This window comes from Microcoleus sp. B4-C1 (assembly GCF_036705285.1).
In the GTDB taxonomy this organism is placed as follows: domain Bacteria; phylum Cyanobacteriota; class Cyanobacteriia; order Cyanobacteriales; family Microcoleaceae; genus Microcoleus.
The window spans coordinates 1-16272 of sequence record NZ_JAUBUC010000078.1; the positions used below are offsets into that span (position 1 = coordinate 1).

Here is a 16272-nt window from a genome sequence, read left to right on the forward strand (position 1 = left end):
AAGCATGACAATATTCCCGTCCCGCCCTGCCTTTTTGGACGGGCGGGACGCCCATCCCACAATAACAATAACAATTAAAGTTATTTAATTTGCGATCCTAAATAACTTTAATTGTTAGCGAGCTTTCAGTAGGGTGCGTCAGCTAGTTAAATGGTGAAGTAGGAGCGAAAAACTGAGAACTACTGACGCACCCTACTGTAATTTAATTAAAATTTAATTAATTAGGTTCTCTGCCCGAAGCACTGAGCCTCTCGCGGGCAAAACTCTTCCAAATACTTAATTCTGGAAGTTTCCACGCCACACCTTCTTGTTGTTGACTTGGGGCACAGCAATTCAGGCATTTTTGCCAGCAAGAAAGAGCGGCTGTTGTATCCCCTTTTGCTTCGAGAACTTGTGCTAGCAAGCAGTGTGCAACAGCATAGGAGTTATCTAATTCAATTGCTTTTTCCAAGTGAGTCTCTGCTTCACTGTAAAGTTGCAGTCCTAGATAAGCCCATCCCAGATTTTTGTGGAGCGTGACTTGGACAATTTTGTCATTAACCTGTGGCAAAATGGAGAGAATTAGTTCTACCGCTACGTCAAAATTTTCGCTGAGAATTTCCAATCGAGCTAAATTATTGACAGCAGCACCGGCAGCGCGACTGTTTTTATATTCTGCTGCTTTTTTGTAGTGCTGGCGAGCGTTGGGCAAATCTTCTAGTTTTTCGTAGGTTGACCCTAAATTGTAGTTAGCTGCTGGCAGTTCTGGATTGTAGCGAATGGTTTGTGTTAAATAACATTTGGCAGTTTGTAACTCACTCTCTAAGTATTTCTTGTAACCAATTTGATTCAGGTATTTAGCAATTAATTGATGGGTGATAAATAGCCTAGCCTGCGGGGTGACTGTCAGGCGTTCTTCCCCAGACTCGGTGAGGAATTGCAGGAGCGATCGCTCGATGAGAATTTCTACAGCCAGTTTCAATTCTGATAAGTCTTCCGCAAATAGTATACTGGATTGCAACTCGCTAAGGGTGGCGGGTTTATTGCTTGCCAAGCAAGACAACACTTTTACTTCTAATTCAGAAAAACCCTGAAAGTGATGCTCAAAAAAATCTCGGACAATCCCCTCAATAACCGAGGGAGTTTTTTTGATGAGTTGTGCTAAATTGCCCGCTAACATATCTTGAGCGTGAGTGACGGCTATTTTTAAAAGGAGGGGATTGCCACCATATAGATAAATGAGTTCTGATAGCAAATTACTCTCTGAAATAGAAACTTTTGGGGCGGATAAAATGATTTGTTTGGCATCCTTTTCTGGTAATTCCCTCAGTTCTAAAGCTCGACAAGGTAAGGTTTCTTCTGCTACATTATAAATTTCTATAGGGTGAGTCCAACTGATGATAAGCAGGCAACTTCGGTGAGGGGTTTGTGCTATTTGTTGGAAGAGTTCCCGGTAACTTTCGTATCCGGGGCGGTAGTGTCCTGATAGCTTTCCGCTTTCAAGGATAGTTTCGACTTCATCAAAAATTAATAAACAGCGGGTTAAACGCAAATATTCTATTAATTGGGATATAAGTGAGTTGCTGGGTTTTGGAAGGTCGATTTCTGAATGATGAGATAGGAATTGCAAGATGTCTGGCAAGAGTTTTTCAAGGGAACCAGAGGTGGCGATATTTCGCCAGATTATGGTTTGAAATTCCCCTTGAATTTGTTGTAGAGTTTGGGTAGCTAATGCTGTTTTGCCAATCCCTCCCATGCCACAAATTGTGACTACTCGACAACGGTTTGTTACTATCCATTTTTTGAGAGTTTCTATTTCGGAATGCCGCCCGTAGAAAGGTTCTTGACCTGGGACTTCTCCCCAATCAATACGCGGTGAAAATTGAGGGATAGTTGCGTCTTGGAAGCGGGTATTCTCTACGGTTGGATAAACTTCGCGGTCGGTTTTAGCATCGTGACGGTTAGTGGCAACTTGTTTCTGGTATTCAGTTACGAGAATTTGCTGGAGTTTTGCTAATTTTCCCGGCCCGGCACCTTGAACTTCAAATTTTTTATACACTTCTCCCAGGCGTTTTTGTAAGGCATCTTTGCGAACGCGAAGCTGGTCGGAAATATCCGACATGGATTCGCCTTTGATTGCTCTTGATAAGACTTCAAATTCGTTTTCGGAAATGCCAACTTTAGTGGCTAAAGTTATTAAAAAATCTTCGGGAAGTTTCATACTACGTTGAATACAGGTATTACAAAGCGGGCGGTTCTACTCAAAGATAGCTGGGAAAGGACTGGGCGATCGCGCGAAATAAGCGAACACAGGAATTTTGGCATTGGAAACAGAGGCTTCTGGGCTGTAACTTGATTATATGGGCTTTTTTCTCACTTAAAAAGAGATAAACGAGATAGACAACAGAAGAAGTGACGGGTGGCGCAAACAGAGGCTTCTGGGCTGTAACTTGATTATATGGGCTTTTTTCTCACTTAGCACGAGGCAAATGAGATAAGCAACAGAATAGTTGAGGGGCGATCGGCTGAAATTTGGAGCCATTTTTAGGTCGGGATACTTTATTTGTAAAGGTTTAGAGCTTGTTTAAGTTGTCGTTAGAGGGGCTAGAGCCTTGTGAAATCGACTTTTGAGTAGTTTTTCTCATTTAATGAGATTTTAGTGAGCATTAGCTTGACAATCTAGAACTATATTTGATACATTAATCTCAGTTAGGCGCGCTGGATGTTTCAGAAAGTCGGTACAGCCGGAGAGCTTTCTGAGTTCAGCGAACCTGAATACAGTTTCCCCCTCAGCTTTGCATAATTTTTGGGTTTGACCCTGGTTAATCAGTGGAGGTCGAAACCAGATTTACCTGTGAAAACTGCTGGACTAAAACAACTTACGAGTATCGTTGCTGATTGGAGAGTAAAAAACCATGTTTAGGTGCGTCAAGTGGATAACCGCTTTACCTACGATCGCGCTTCTGTCTGTTTTCAATCTGTTTCCGAGGGCGATCGCCCAAGAATATCCGGGGTGTTTTCAATTGAATTCTGAAAGAAAACAGTATGAATCTCTCGATGAGCTTTGTCGATTTCCCAAACCACCTGAAAACACGCGGAAGCCAGACCCTTTTAGGGTTCAGCTAGTGAATGGACTGGAGTTAACTGGATTAGCGATGGAAAATACAGGAACTCAGCGATTTCTTGTAGGGCGGTTGACCAACAAGCAAAGTAAGACGGCTAAAGTTCAGTCTATCAGCGTCCAATTTATCGATAAACGAGACGGAGCTGTAGTCGAATTTTTGACTGTTAAGCTTGGCGGTGTATTAGCTCGCAATCAGGGTTATGAATTCAGGAAAATTATGGATAATGCTCTTCAACTAGGCGATCGCAGTAACAATGATTTGTCTATCAAGTTTTTGGAGTGGGACTAGGTAAGATACTAGAGATCAAACTTAAACATATACCAAATCCTTCAATAAATTAGGAAAAATTCATGAAATAAGTAAGTAAATTTTGGGGCTTGTTTTATTGAAGCCTTTTGTTAAACGGAAGTCAAGGCCAAAAAACAGAATTTTCTGATTTTTAATTCCTCTATATACAGACTAGGAGCGACATTATGGACGAGTTTGTTAGGAAAGCTGCTGGACTAGGATTGCCTGTGATTTTACTTCTAATTGTGATGGCAACTACAGGTTTTGCAGGAGCGGCCGCAATTACGACGGCTTTGGCAATGTTAGGTGGGCCAGCAGGAATGTTCGGTGGCATTGCTTTGCTGGGCATCACCGGTTTAGCGACAGAAATGTTATCTAAGTACGGTCTTGAAGCGCTGTTAATTGGAATTTACAGGCAGCGCATTCAAAATGGAGAATCTCATGCTGCAATTTGCAAAGAAATGCGCCAATTACCAATATCTGGAGATTTGAGGCGGAGACTTGGGGAAGAGTTTGGGTGTTAGTAAATATAAGATGAGCAATTTTATTTGTAAATTGCCCAAGATAGATCGCTGCTAATTGCTTAGAGAATCAAATAGGAGGAACAGATGGAGAGCGAATTGATTGGAGAGGTTAGATTACGCAACTGCCACCTCGTCTACCGTGAAGGCTCAAACTATCGAGTAGATGTGATTAAGGCTCAAAGACCTACAATCGTATTTACAAAAAACATTACTTGTGAAGTAGTGGAGTATTTGTACAATCAACTGAAGGGACATCAAGTTAATAAAGATGAAGCAGCCGATGTCCTCAAACCAGTTGCCAGCAAGTTAGATTTACCTTACAGCTATGGGCATCAGCTTGCCTATTATACGCAGGAGGTTTTAGTGGTACTTGTGGCGATAGGTAGAGCAAGTTTGAGTCAACAAATAGGTCGAGGTTGTTGTTATACAATTCTTCGGACGTGATAAATCCTAAAAGGAGGCGATCTAGTAGCTTTTCCGAACCGCCAATAGACAATAAATATGAAATCTAATCAACTCATCCAAATCAGCGGTACACCTGGTCAAATTGTGGGGATTGTTCCAGTTCAAAGTAATGGCACAATTACGGTTAAATTAGTTGGCGAAATGTTACAAATTAGCTCGGAATCTTTTTTCGGATTAGAAACAAAAGAGGTGTTTATTCCGATTGAGGATGTTAGAGCGATTGAAACAGGAGAGGGTTGTACTTGGTGGCTGTTTTGGTTAGGAATTCCAACTCTCAGTATTTTTATCGGTGTTGTCTTTATTATTCTTGCCTTCATTGTCAAACAGCGCTATCTGACTATTTACAGCAGTCGGGTTAATGTGATAGTATTTCACAGGAAAGGAGAAAAAGTGGCTCAGTTTAGAACTGGTGTTTTAGAGGCTCGCTATTCTAAGTCTCTGGCGATCGCTAAACCGCCAATGCCACCACCGCCATCCCGTCCTTTTAATATTTGAGTCCAGAGAGTAGATATCATATCAAATCCGCGCTTGATCGTCGGGCGTAAAATCGAGTCAACATTCCACACTCGACCATCATTCAGTTTGGCGATCCAGAGTTAACAATTAATAGTCAACAGTCAACTATTATGAGGAGTGCAACCGGAATTGATATCATAATCCAAATCTCGTGAGTTTAGGGTGATCAGCAAAATAAAAATTCTCGTGGTGCGGGCCCCCTATCCCGGATGAGGAAGACGCTTATATAGCAATCCTTGCAGGAGTCATAAATTTTTTAACCCCACCCCAACCCTCCCCTTGGTAAGGGGAGGGAGTAAGAAATTCACAAATGATTTAGGATTGCTATACTATCATTTATACCACAAATATAGGAGAGCCAATCTTTTATAAGAAACCGCATTTCTTAGGGTAAGTCTTATTTAAATTAACAAAAGTACGGCTGCTGTTGCTAGCAGTAGCAGAATTCCGGCTGCACCTGCTAGCGGTTTGGCTGCTATTCCTGTAATCCATTCTGGTACGCTAGAAGTAGGTTTAATTGCGCCTTCTGTATCTACGGTAGTTATACCCCAAATCCAAGCTGCGTGAATGCCGATCGCCAATCCCAAACTGCCATTGTCGGCGATGCGGGCTAATGTTAAAACCATCCCCATCAGCCACAATCCGGGAAGTTGCGGTAGAGTTTCTTTGGCGGCCCAAATTAGGTGGGCGATCGCAAAAATGAAACTGGCGATCGCTGCTGCGATTAGCACTGAGTAATCTTGCTGGAGGATTGTTTGCAAGCAGCCGCGAAAAATTAACTCTTCTGTGGCGCTAATCCACATTCCTAATAACAGAGTCAGCAGACTAGCAGGGTTAAAAATTAAAGCCCAAAAATTAATTTTTTTTTCGCCTGTTTCGGTGGATATTTCCCCGATTTGTAGCTCGATCCAGCCTGCGCTTAATTGCAGACCGAATAAAATTACTAAGCTGACTGTTCCTAATCCCAATCCCAGCAGTAATGACATCACAACTGCGGGTTGCCAATCCCAACCCCAGTTAGTAAAAGATGTATTTTCAATCCAACTTGTCGCCCATAAAATGAAGGGGACAATCACGTAGAGGGAAGCGAGTAAAGGTAGTTTTTTGTTCCCCAGGGGTTGGGGTGGATGCCATTTGAGGGCGATCGCCAGCACAATCGCTGCGGGAAGCCACACAACAATCCAAGTTGATAAAAAAACAATTACTTTGAGAATTGCTGGTATTGACTGCGACATCAATCGCAGGTTGTTTAGGTGATGCCACATTTTAATAACTAATAACAACTGCCAACTGCCAACTGCCAACTGACAACTGCCAATTGACTACCGATCGAGCTTGCGCTGAATTTGCCTCAGAGACTGGTACATTTCCGGCAAGCGGTTGTAGACGGCTGCGGCTTTGAGAAATAGTTTGTGGGGAATTGCTGGCACCCCAGTCACGATCGCACCTGCGGGCACGTCGCTGTGAATTCCGGCTTTAGCAGTGGCGATCGCCCCATCTCCGATTTTGGCTTGATTGGCAATTCCCACTTGACCTGCCAAAATTACATTGTTGCCAATTTTTACTCCGCCGGCCATGCCAACGTGAGCGGCAAAGGCGCAATTTTTCCCGACTTGACAGCCGTGACCTACCTGTACTAAATTGTCGATTTTTGTATTCTGGCCGATGCGGGTTTCTCCGACAGCGGGCCTGTCGATCGTGCTGTTGCAGCCAACCTCAACGCCCTCTTCTAATACAGTGCAGCCAGACTGCTCCATTTTCACCCATCCTGTGGCTGTCGGCACGAACCCAAAACCTTCGGAACCAATAGCCGCACCGCTGTGAATCACGCAATTTGCCCCGATGCGAGTACGTTCGTGAATGACACAATTAGCGTGTAAAACAGTGCCTTCGCCTATTTCCGCATCTGGGTAAATTACGACATTTGGATGAATGCAAACGTTGCTGCCAATTTTGACTTTTGCTTGAATAACGACGTGGGGGCCAATATAGACATTTTCACCAATTTCTGCTGAGGGGTGAACGACGGCTGAGGGATGAATTTCCGATGCTGGGCGAAACGGTTGATAAAAAATGGCGATCGTTTCAGCAAACAGCAATCGCGGATCTGCAGCAGCAATCCAAGCAATGTTGCGATCGTCACATTGAGCTTGGAGACTTTCATCTAAGGGTAAAATTAAAGCCGAAGCATTTGTAGTGGCTGTATGAGCGGCAAATTTAGCACCTTCTATATAACTGATAGTACCGGGTGCAGCTTCATCAACAGGTGCCGCGCCTGTAATTTCTGGATCGGTAGCAACCGACGCTGTGAGGCTGCGACTGGTGGCTAAGTTAAGTTTTTGTACTATTTCGCTAAACTTCATCTCTAAAAAAAATTTGTTATTAACACAGATTGACCATAGTTAAAATTACCAGCTTTGGAGCACGATCTGAGCAGTTGCCATTTAACTAACAGCCGGGAAGTCCCTCGGTATATTCACAGGGGACGCATCTGAGCGTTGCGCGAAGTACCCCGTTGGGAATTACCGCAGGGATGAAAGGCTCGTCGGTCGGAGGAACGGAGCCCGACAATTATTTTTTCACTTCCCCTTGATAACCTGGAAATACTCTGGTACTATCTTAGCAAGTGGGGGTGGAACTACCTCACTATAAAAAGCCTTTGCAAAAAAGGAAAAAGAAGCCTGCGGTCTAACTGTACTCAGTTGACCGTCACGTTCGTTCACAAAACAAAAACCCCGATTTCTTGAAGAAGTCGGGGTTGTAGCGCTCGATTATTTTTGGCAATTATTGTACAGAAACTGCATCTACGTCAACGGTGCTGCCTGTGGCTTCAGAAGGGCTGCCGGTGGCTTCGGATGCTGAGGCTGTCTGTGTTTGGCGGGATTTAAAGTAGTCGATCGCCATTTGCGAAACTTCGGAAATCAGCAAAACAGCGATCGCCACATCGTCAATTTGTCCGACGACGGGGAGAAAGTCTGGGGCAATGTCGATCGGGCTTACCAGATATGCCAGGGTTCCCAGAATAATCCACCAGCGGTATTTGGGGTTGCGGAGGGTGTCGCGGTACCAGTTGTAAACAGATTGTATAGAAAAGTTCATCAGGTTGTCCTCTACTTATATTTTCCATCTTGACAAATTGTCGCTCGAAATGCTTGTGGAGATATCCCCCCTAGGGTTGGCAAGAGAATTCTACCTGGGAGTATTGGGAATTCTGCCGGAAGGATTTGTCAAGCTGTGTCGGAAAGGCGGGGACTCTTGGCAACGCCCTTACAGAAACCTGACAGATGAAAGCGGATGGAATTAATCTGTGTTTATCTGCTGTTTAAAAAAATCTTCATGTCTCTGACTCACGAATTTTGAAAGATCCATTTTTGGTCGCCGATCGCAATTTCGCAGCCATTTGGCAGCCAAAAAGGCTCGTTAGCAGCCAGCCTCTGGCCCCCTACAAAAGTGCCGTTGGAACTGCCGCTATCGACAAGCTGATACCGCTGTTTGCCAATTTCGTCAGTCGCCCGGCGGATTTGAGCGTGGTAGCGCGAACTTTGCGGATCTTGTAATACTAAAGTGTTGGTTGGTTCGCGTCCAATTGTAAAAGGATTGGCTGTTAGGGCGATCGCTTCTCCAGAAAGTTTGTAGATTAAATATGCGGTAGTTTGGCGATCGCTGTTTGCGAGTACCGTTGGTGCAAGTTGGGGAGGATTTCTCCCAGGAGGAAGGCTGTTTTGAGCAAGTTGTTGTGTTAGTTGTTGTAAATCTCGATCGAACCCTGCTGCTGTGTCAGAAGCTGGAAGACTCGCAGGAGAATTACCTGAAATTAAGTTTAACTGCTGTACGGGAGATTGAGGAACAATCGGACGGCCTGCTTCGGCAATTCTCATTTGCAGGGCGGCGGCATTTTCTGCTTCCTGTCGGGCACTCATTCCCTCAACTTGGCGAATAACTCCGTTGGTTTCGGGAAAGCTGACATCGCCAATTCGCACGTCTTCTAAGTTAAAACCTAGGGTATAAAAATCTTGGACGCGATCGAGCAAATTTTGGCGCAGCAACAGCCTTCCTTGACTGATAAGCTGTTGTAGGGGTATTTGCCCGATCGCTAATCCCATACAATCCTTAACTGCACTTGCTAAAACAGCGAGAGGATCGGACAATTCTAAAGCTACTCGTTTCGGATCTATAACTTGATAAATAACAGTCAGAGTGGCATCAATTAAAAATCGATCCTTAGACAAAAAATCTCCGTGCGACTGTACCTCCAAATTGCGGAGTTTGGTGTCTACGATGACAATTTGACACTGTTCCAGCAGGGGAAGGGCGAAGCTGAAATGCCGCCCGGATTTTAGGGTACGCACGGCGCGGCCGTTTTTGACCAACAAACCCGTGTAACCCGCCCCTATAAAGTCCATGCTAAAGCCGGCCCAGCGTTCGGGTGTGACGGTTTGAATCAGGGGAGAAGCGTTGTTCATGGGAGGGAGTTGAGGGAGGGGAGATTCTATTTTTAGGGTAACAAATTGCTGGGGGCGAGCGATCGGGCGGTGTGCCGGTTTCGCAACCTCTATTCTATACTTCTGGACTCCCCGCGATTCAGGCCGGACTGGATTTAGTTTTTATCTAGTTGGTGGTGAGGGCGATCGAAATGCTGTTCGCGCCGGTGCGTCAGATCCGAAAAACTTGTTGAAATCGAAAGAATTAATGTCTAACGCACCCTACAATTTGCTGTAACTGTGACTATTTGTGGTAATATTAAAGAGCTTAAAAATTACCAATTAATAGCCTTTAACTATAATGTCTAAGGAATCCGTCATCACAGAACATATTGAAATCACGCCTGGGGTGCTTGGCGGTAAGCCGTGCATTGCCGGTCATCGAATTGCTGTAGCACACATCGCCGAAATGTATCTGAAAATGGGAATTTCTATAGAAGAAATTGCCGGCAAGTATGACTTACCACTGGCCTCGGTTCATGCAGCAATGACCTATTATTACGATCGTCGAGAAGAAATCGATCGTCACACTGCTGAAAGTCGAGCTATTGTGAAAGAATTAAAGCGTAATAGTCCCCCATCTCCGTTACAAGAAAAATTGAGGGCAATTAGAGGTAAGTGAGCAAATTCGTTTTCATTTAGACGAACATATTGACTCTAATATTGCGCGCGGTTTACGTCGTTACGGGATCAGCATCCGACCGTTTACGCTGGGAGCAAGCCAAAATTAGCAGATGTCGCAAATTCAGAACTCACTATATATTATTCATGTTATTTACCACATTATTCTATTTCTTGCTTTACAACTAGCCTGATGAAGTAGAAGTAGCAGATGCGATCGCCCTTTAATTCCCAAAAAGCGATCGCCCTAAAAAGGAATATATTCAACAGCATTCCTCCATTCATCGGATTCCGAGGCTAAAGCAAGGAGTTCCAAATACCACTTACAACAACCCCTTAGCTCGCATTCTCACGAAAAATGGTGAAGGCGAAAGCAGAGATTTTTCCTGTTGTACCTGCTCCCATTCCGTCCGAATCTCCTGCTCAATTTCAGCTTGAAAGTCGAAGTAATAAGCCATTGCTGCATGAGCCTCCGACTGCATCAAATAAGGATGCTGGCGACACATTTCTTCCACTGACCAACCGTAAGCTAGATAATCCATCACAATCTGAGCAACCCGCACGCGGGTATCCGCTGCAACCGTGCAGGTTGACCCGCTACTTTCTCGATATGAGGATAAATTAAAGCTGATGTCATTGCTTTTTGGATCTATCTCTACAGAAGCTTAGCATAAATAGTATTATAACAGTCAGCCAAAATCCAAAGAATTAAACAAAGCGATCGCCCTTTCATTCCCTAAAAGCGATCGCCCTTGTGACAAGACATTATAAGTGCGATCGCAACAGCCTAAGCAACACCATAGCTCGTAAACTGCCTTGCATAGGGAGGCTGAAGCCCCAAAACAATATCTTCCCGCGCCACACCCATCAGCACTAACTCCTCAGCAATCAGTTCATCAGTTTGATTGCGTTGAATCCAGACTTTTTCATTGCGGATGTCTAAGTGAATCGGGCAACTATAAATCCGATTGTGACCGTCCCAACCTAAATCTAATATCTGATAATGGTCATGTTCGGTGTCAAACAAAACCTGAATTTCTATGTCACCATTGATGGGTTTACTTTTGCTATATTCCATCAGGAAATTGCGAACAATCTGCCGATATTTAGTTAATCTATCCATTCCACAATCACCTCATTAGTAGGGTCGTATACTAACAACTTTAGATCGTACTCAGCTATCGCCGCTTGAGGCAAAGCACGAGAGAAAAATGAATTATAGGCAGCGATGGGAACTGCCAAATAGAGCGATCGATCTGGCTCCAAATTTCTGAGTGCTAGTCGATAATTCAAAAATTGACCGAGGGCTAGGTGGAAATCAAACATAGCTGATTCACTCAGAAAGCTTTTAACCTCCACCGCAATTTTCTGCACACCTCGCTCTGCGGCTAAAAGCTGTTCCGCCCCCAAGTCAATCCTGAGCCGATCGTCTTCGCTAAACTTTAGCTTCAGCGGATCGTGGGTAATTACCCAATTATCCTTCAGGAGAGCGGATTTCACAGACTCATGGAAAACATCCCTAGCCGACATAGACTTTACTCAAAGACCTAGTTTCCATTCTATCCAAACCCACGCACTTAAGAACTTAGCACTAATAGTATTATAACACTCAACCCAAATGCCAAGAATCAAATAAGGGCGATCGCCCTTTCATTCCCAACAAGCGATCGCCCTTTCATTCACCTCACCAAAAACGCCGCACACTCAACATGAGAAGTCTGAGGAAAGAAATCCGCAGGCTGCACTCGCGCTAACTTATAATCCCCATTTTCGCACAAAATCTTCAGGTCGCGAGCCAAAGTAGCCGGCTTGCAGCTAACATAAACAATACGATTTGGTTTGATTTCCTTGATAGCTTCCAAAACCGCGCGATCGCACCCTTTCCTCGGCGGATCTAGCAGCACAATATCCGGTGTCAATCCCAAGGAAGGCAGCAAACTCTCTACAGTTCCGGTGTGAAAATCGACATTTCTCACGTCATTTAACTCAGCATTTAATTGGGCTTGTTCGATCGCCGCCGGTTGCACTTCTAAACCTATGGCTATTTTTACTTGTTTTGCCAGGGGTAAAGTAAAAGTACCAATGCCGCAGTAAGCGTCAACCAAAACCTCATTTCCCTGCAAATTCAATTCCCCTACCATCACCTCTAACAACGCTTCAGCCGCCTCTGTATTTACCTGAAAAAAAGTATCGGCTCTTAGCTGAAATTTCAAACCAGCAAAGCTTTCTCGCAGATAAGAACGACCCGCAATGCAGCGAGTTTCTGCACCAAAAATCACATTAGTTTGATCGGGATTTATATTCAAACAAACTCCAGCCAGTTGAGGATATTGTTTCAGCCACTCTGATGCTTGCTCTTCGAGTCCCGGCAAGTCTCCAGTGCGAACTATTAAAGTTAGCAGCATCTCGCCGGTGCGCCGTCCGATTCGCAAGGACAAATGACGCAATTCTCCTGTATGTTTCTTTTCGTCGTAGACTTGCCAATCCCGCCAGTGGATGTCTTCTTTCACTTCTTTTAACAAAGGATTGAGGCGCGGATCTTGCACCGGACATTGATTGAGATTGACTAATTTGTGGGTGCTTTTTTGATAGTAACCTGCTTGGACTTGACCTGTTGCAGATATTGCCACGGGATAAGTCGCTTTGTTGCGGTATCCCAAAAATTGGGGAAATCCCTCGATTTTTCCCGTTAAAATTTCATCAACTTGCAGATTGCTAAATCCGCCAATCCTTTCTAAGGCTTGAATGATTTGATTTTGCTTGGCTGCAAGCTGATATGGATAATCTACGTGCTGCCACTGACAGCCGCCGCACTTGTCGGCGACAATGCAGTTAGCTCGGATGCGGTGTTCGGATGCTTCGAGAAGTGTGTCCAGCTTGCCTGTAGCATAGGTGGATTTGACTTGCACGAGGCGGACAAGGACTCGATCGCCCGTCACGGTATCGGGCACAAACACTACTAACTCACCAAAACGACCAACTCCGTCGCCGGTGTCTGTCAAGTCAGTAATCTCTATCTCAATCAGTTGACCTTGCTGGCAAGGGTTTGCCAATTTCGTCGAGTTTGGGGCGGGGAATTTAGATTTGGTCACAAGTAGTCGTGGTAGGATTTAATATGGTAATGCAATATCGCTCTCTCTTTCCTGAGATAAGTCGTAGCGAAGCGGGGCTCCATCCATCGCACTCAAGCTCAATTGCAGGCTGTATTCCTGCTGCTGAACGTCTTGCTGCTAAAGCCAAGCTTCAACCTGCAAGTCAAGCCTGCCGTGAGTTGCCTCGATCGATCCTGTGCGATATGCTGTTGGGGCGAGCTAGCAAAAACTCGTTAAACAGTCAAAGTGTCTGCCGACATCAAAACTCTCAATCGCAGTTTTTGAGTTTTTCCCGCAGTACCCTGGAACACAGGGAAACGGGCTTGAACATCAAGCATAACGTTTGCGGAGATTTACCCGCTACTTCTAATGTTGATAAATGTTAGAAGCAAAGTAAATCGCCCAACCAAGAATCTCATCTTTAATGGATGAGAATGTCAATTAATCTTACTCTCAAATATCCTCAATTTTTTTGAATAACAATGAGCGTAGTTAGCCAACTAATTCTCCAAGCCGACGACGAACTTCGCTATCCCAGTACCGGCGAACTTCAAAGCATCAAAGATTTTTTTAAAACCGGAGAACAGCGGGTGCGTATTGCTACTGCGCTGTCTGACAGTGAGAAAAAAATTGTTGAAGAAGCTAGCAAAAAACTCTGGAAAAAACGCCCTGACTTTATCTCTCCTGGGGGCAATGCTTACGGCCAACGCGAACGGGCTTTGTGTCTGCGCGACTACGGCTGGTACTTGCGCCTGATTACCTACGGTATCTTGGCGGGTGACAAGGAGCCGATCGAAAGCATCGGTTTGATTGGCGTTCGGGAAATGTATAATTCTCTCGGCGTTCCTGTTCCTGGCATGGTCGAAGCTATCCGCTGTTTGAAGGAAGCTTCTTTGGCTTTGCTCAATCAGGATGATGCTAAGGAAGCAGCTCCTTATTTTGATTATATCGCTCAGGCAATGTCTTAATTGCTTTGGCGATCGTTTTTATGAATGTGGCGGAGCATTCGCGGGTGATTTTTGGGGTGATTTTATCTCGCAATTGCTCGCAAATGTTTCGCTTCTGTTTTTTGGAAAGGAAATCTGCCTCATTTCTGCTAGGAAGCAATGCTGTTTAAGCTTTCCCAGATGTTGAGTTCGTCTTGTCTTTCAATGCACATTTGATTTAAAAAGTCAAGTGTTTTTGGGAGAAATTGTTTCTTGAATTTCCGGCTGTCGTACAGAATGGATGTTTTGAGCTGCGAGAGTTCTCCAAGGGTGGGGCAGGTTTGGATATGATGGGCGATCGCATTTTGCCATTCTTCCAGCCTGCGGTAGCTGACAAACAGGCCGCCTCTATCCCGATGGTGGACGAAAACCACGAAAGCCCAGGATTCGACTCGCTTAATTTGATTTTGGCTGATTTTGAGCAGTTGGGCGATGGCTACGCCCCGGCTTACGCCTACGACCTGACGGTGATGCGGAGCTTTTTCGAGGGCTGGATGCGGCGAAATAGTGCTGTCATGGCTGTATACTCAGGGCTTGAGAGGCAAGTTCTGTTTAGACTCAATTACATCTTACTCTATATCAGATTCTTATCTCACTTGTGCAACAATATTTAATGGAAACTCAGATGTTGTTCGTACAACCCTCAATCATTGATGCTGTGCTAGTTTGAGAGTTAATGTAGGTGGAAAAAATGTCAGCACTCTCTAACAACGCTGTGGTAGACAATCGGCAGGAATTGCGTCCCGTTCGCTTCACGGAGACGGGGCGGATGCGTTTGGGCAAGATGTTAAAGGCTGCAAGACAGACAATAGGTTGGTCTGTTAGCGAAACACAGTTCAAAACAAGGGGGTACGAAGAGGCGCTGTTCACAGCGACAAATCAACCCGTACCCAAAGATGTGGGTATCAGTGCCGCAACAGTCAACCGTTACGAACGTGGGAAGCTGGATAATTTGGATTGGCGATCGCTCTCTCTGTTATGCTTTGTCCTCAAGCCGATCGATCCGGTGACAGGAGAGGCACTAGAACCGACAAATGCTTTATATATCGCGTGCGAACATCCGCCTTACAATGACGCAAAGCTCTACGACTAGATTATTTGCAGATAGGTGATGACTGATGGTTGTAGCAGAAGCTAGGCGAGAAAAAGAATACTTGAGACGGAGATTTACTGATACCGGGCTGCGGCGGTTGGGTAAATTCCTGCGCTCGTGGCGGGAAGCTAGGGGCTGGAGCGTTCACGAACTGAGCGAAAAGACCAAGCAGCATGAGGCTCAATTTTATAATCTAGGGGGAGAGCCTTTGCCGAAAGTTTTGGGGGTCAGCATTGCAGGCATTTCGAGAATCGAAAATGGCTATTACAACAAGCCTGCACCCGATCTTTTGTGGCTGTTCCTCGATGTTCTCGAACCAGTTCACCCGGTTGAAAAGCGGTTGGTTACTCTAGAAGACTTACTGTTGATCGGAACTGAATTTTGGAACCCAAACGTCGAGGCGTAGGATTGACTTAATAGTTAAATTGGATCTGTAAAATGCCGGGATTTCTTGACTTTAAGGCTGTCGTCGATCAGGAAAAACTGCGCCCTGTGCGATTTACGGATACGGGACGCGGTAGATTGGGCAAACTTCTGAAAGCAGCTAGAGAGATTCGGGGCTGGTCAATTATTGAAACAGAAATGGTCACAAAAGAATACGAGGCCGCTCTGTTTCGGACAGCCGGAGATCCTGTACCAAAAGATGTCGGTATTAGTAATGCTACCGTTAGTCGCTACGAACGCGGGAAGTTAGAAAGTTTGGATTGGCGATCACTCTCTCTGTTATGCTTTGTCCTCAAGCCGATCGATCCGGTGACAGGAGAGGCCCTGGAACCGACAAATGCGCTTTATATCGCTTGCGAACATCCCCCATACAACGATGCGATGCTTTATGAGTAATTGATTGCTGACATCTGGCAGTATTGTTAATCAGCTTTTCAGGGCGGGCTCGCGTGCCCAACCCCTACTCCCCACAAGCAAAATATGGAGTTGTTGTGTGTGGAACAGGCATCTTGCCTGTTCTTAACAATAGTGCGGGCTCGCGTGCCCAACCCCTACTCCCCACAAGCAAAATATGGAGTTGTTGTGGAACAGGCATCTTGCCTGTTCTTAACAATAGTGCGGGCTCGCGTGCCCAACCCCTACTCCCCACAAGCAAAAT

21 protein-coding genes are annotated in these 16272 nt (G+C 45.0%); 12 read left to right on the top strand and 9 right to left on the bottom strand.

Annotation, left to right across the window (positions count from 1 at the left end; translation table 11 throughout):
* Positions 1–217: 217 nt before the first annotated feature.
* Positions 218–2200 (bottom strand): NB-ARC domain-containing protein, encoded by a 1983-nt coding sequence (locus QUB26_RS24455; RefSeq protein ID WP_333320070.1) that lies wholly within the window; start codon positions 2198–2200, stop codon positions 218–220.
* A gap of 694 nt (positions 2201–2894) precedes the next feature.
* Between QUB26_RS24455 and QUB26_RS24460 the strand changes: the two genes are divergently transcribed.
* From QUB26_RS24460 to QUB26_RS24475, 4 genes are all read left to right on the top strand, one after another.
* Positions 2895–3392 (top strand): hypothetical protein, encoded by a 498-nt coding sequence (locus QUB26_RS24460; RefSeq protein WP_333320072.1) that lies wholly within the window; start codon positions 2895–2897, stop codon positions 3390–3392.
* A 185-nt stretch (positions 3393–3577) separates the two neighbouring features.
* Positions 3578–3916, top strand: a complete 339-nt coding sequence (locus QUB26_RS24465) for a hypothetical protein (RefSeq protein WP_333320074.1) — start codon at positions 3578–3580, stop codon at positions 3914–3916.
* Between the two features lie 84 nt (positions 3917–4000).
* Positions 4001–4360 (top strand): hypothetical protein, encoded by a 360-nt coding sequence (locus QUB26_RS24470; RefSeq protein WP_333320076.1) that lies wholly within the window; start codon positions 4001–4003, stop codon positions 4358–4360.
* Positions 4361–4417: 57 nt separating this feature from the next.
* Entirely contained in the window at positions 4418–4876 is a 459-nt protein-coding gene (locus QUB26_RS24475; protein WP_333320077.1) for a hypothetical protein, read from the top strand.
* 422 nt (positions 4877–5298) lie between these two features.
* On the opposite strand, the gene QUB26_RS24480 is transcribed toward QUB26_RS24475, so the two are convergent.
* The 3 genes from QUB26_RS24480 to QUB26_RS24490 all read right to left on the bottom strand — a co-directional run bounded on the left by QUB26_RS24480 (position 5299) and on the right by QUB26_RS24490 (position 7996).
* Entirely contained in the window at positions 5299–6162 is an 864-nt protein-coding gene (locus QUB26_RS24480) for a CPBP family glutamic-type intramembrane protease (RefSeq protein WP_333320079.1), read from the bottom strand.
* Positions 6163–6219: 57 nt separating this feature from the next.
* Positions 6220–7260, bottom strand: coding sequence for a UDP-3-O-(3-hydroxymyristoyl)glucosamine N-acyltransferase (gene lpxD / locus QUB26_RS24485; RefSeq protein ID WP_333320081.1), 1041 nt, complete (start codon positions 7258–7260; stop codon positions 6220–6222).
* 421 nt (positions 7261–7681) lie between these two features.
* Complete coding sequence (locus QUB26_RS24490; RefSeq protein ID WP_333320083.1) at positions 7682–7996, bottom strand: YkvA family protein; 315 nt, start codon at positions 7994–7996, stop codon at positions 7682–7684.
* A gap of 4 nt (positions 7997–8000) precedes the next feature.
* Here QUB26_RS24490 and QUB26_RS24495 point away from each other — a divergent pair, with 4 nt between their 5' ends.
* Positions 8001–8201, top strand: a complete 201-nt coding sequence (locus QUB26_RS24495) for a hypothetical protein (RefSeq protein ID WP_333320085.1) — start codon at positions 8001–8003, stop codon at positions 8199–8201.
* A gap of 43 nt (positions 8202–8244) precedes the next feature.
* Here the strand turns inward: QUB26_RS24495 and QUB26_RS24500 are convergent, their stop codons facing one another.
* Positions 8245–9360 carry an SPFH domain-containing protein gene (locus QUB26_RS24500; RefSeq protein ID WP_333320087.1) on the bottom strand — a complete coding sequence of 372 codons (1116 nt, stop codon included), beginning with the start codon at positions 9358–9360 and terminating at the stop codon, positions 8245–8247.
* A gap of 319 nt (positions 9361–9679) precedes the next feature.
* Here QUB26_RS24500 and QUB26_RS24505 point away from each other — a divergent pair, with 319 nt between their 5' ends.
* Positions 9680–10000 (top strand): DUF433 domain-containing protein, encoded by a 321-nt coding sequence (locus QUB26_RS24505; RefSeq protein WP_333320089.1) that lies wholly within the window; start codon positions 9680–9682, stop codon positions 9998–10000.
* Positions 10001–10322: 322 nt separating this feature from the next.
* Here QUB26_RS24505 and QUB26_RS24510 read toward each other — a convergent pair whose 3' ends face one another.
* The 4 genes from QUB26_RS24510 to rlmD form a co-directional block, all read right to left on the bottom strand.
* Positions 10323–10541 carry a DUF433 domain-containing protein gene (locus tag QUB26_RS24510; protein WP_333320105.1) on the bottom strand — a complete coding sequence of 73 codons (219 nt, stop codon included), beginning with the start codon at positions 10539–10541 and terminating at the stop codon, positions 10323–10325.
* 245 nt (positions 10542–10786) lie between these two features.
* Positions 10787–11122 carry a XisI protein gene (locus QUB26_RS24515; RefSeq protein ID WP_333243544.1) on the bottom strand — a complete coding sequence of 112 codons (336 nt, stop codon included), beginning with the start codon at positions 11120–11122 and terminating at the stop codon, positions 10787–10789.
* Positions 11110–11529, bottom strand: coding sequence for an element excision factor XisH family protein (locus QUB26_RS24520; protein WP_015178784.1), 420 nt, complete (start codon positions 11527–11529; stop codon positions 11110–11112). Before QUB26_RS24520 ends, QUB26_RS24515 begins: the two co-directional genes overlap by 13 nt.
* Positions 11530–11678: 149 nt before the next feature.
* Entirely contained in the window at positions 11679–13091 is a 1413-nt protein-coding gene (gene rlmD, locus QUB26_RS24525; RefSeq protein WP_333320091.1) for a 23S rRNA (uracil(1939)-C(5))-methyltransferase RlmD, read from the bottom strand.
* A 23-nt stretch (positions 13092–13114) separates the two neighbouring features.
* On the opposite strand from rlmD, the gene QUB26_RS24530 reads away from it, so the two are divergent.
* From QUB26_RS24530 to QUB26_RS24555, 6 genes are all read left to right on the top strand, one after another.
* Complete coding sequence (locus QUB26_RS24530) at positions 13115–13477, top strand: hypothetical protein (RefSeq protein ID WP_333291638.1); 363 nt, start codon at positions 13115–13117, stop codon at positions 13475–13477.
* Positions 13478–13573: 96 nt separating this feature from the next.
* Positions 13574–14059, top strand: coding sequence for an allophycocyanin subunit alpha-B (locus QUB26_RS24535; RefSeq protein WP_190746013.1), 486 nt, complete (start codon positions 13574–13576; stop codon positions 14057–14059).
* 224 nt (positions 14060–14283) lie between these two features.
* Complete coding sequence (locus tag QUB26_RS24540; protein ID WP_333245687.1) at positions 14284–14691, top strand: hypothetical protein; 408 nt, start codon at positions 14284–14286, stop codon at positions 14689–14691.
* Positions 14692–14768: 77 nt separating this feature from the next.
* The gene (locus tag QUB26_RS24545) at positions 14769–15170 is read left to right on the top strand and encodes a helix-turn-helix transcriptional regulator (RefSeq protein WP_333108046.1); all 402 of its coding nucleotides are present in this window, start codon (positions 14769–14771) and stop codon (positions 15168–15170) included.
* A gap of 25 nt (positions 15171–15195) precedes the next feature.
* Positions 15196–15576 (top strand): helix-turn-helix domain-containing protein, encoded by a 381-nt coding sequence (locus QUB26_RS24550; protein WP_333030075.1) that lies wholly within the window; start codon positions 15196–15198, stop codon positions 15574–15576.
* Between the two features lie 32 nt (positions 15577–15608).
* Complete coding sequence (locus QUB26_RS24555; protein ID WP_333245684.1) at positions 15609–16010, top strand: helix-turn-helix transcriptional regulator; 402 nt, start codon at positions 15609–15611, stop codon at positions 16008–16010.
* Positions 16011–16272: the final 262 nt, after the last annotated feature.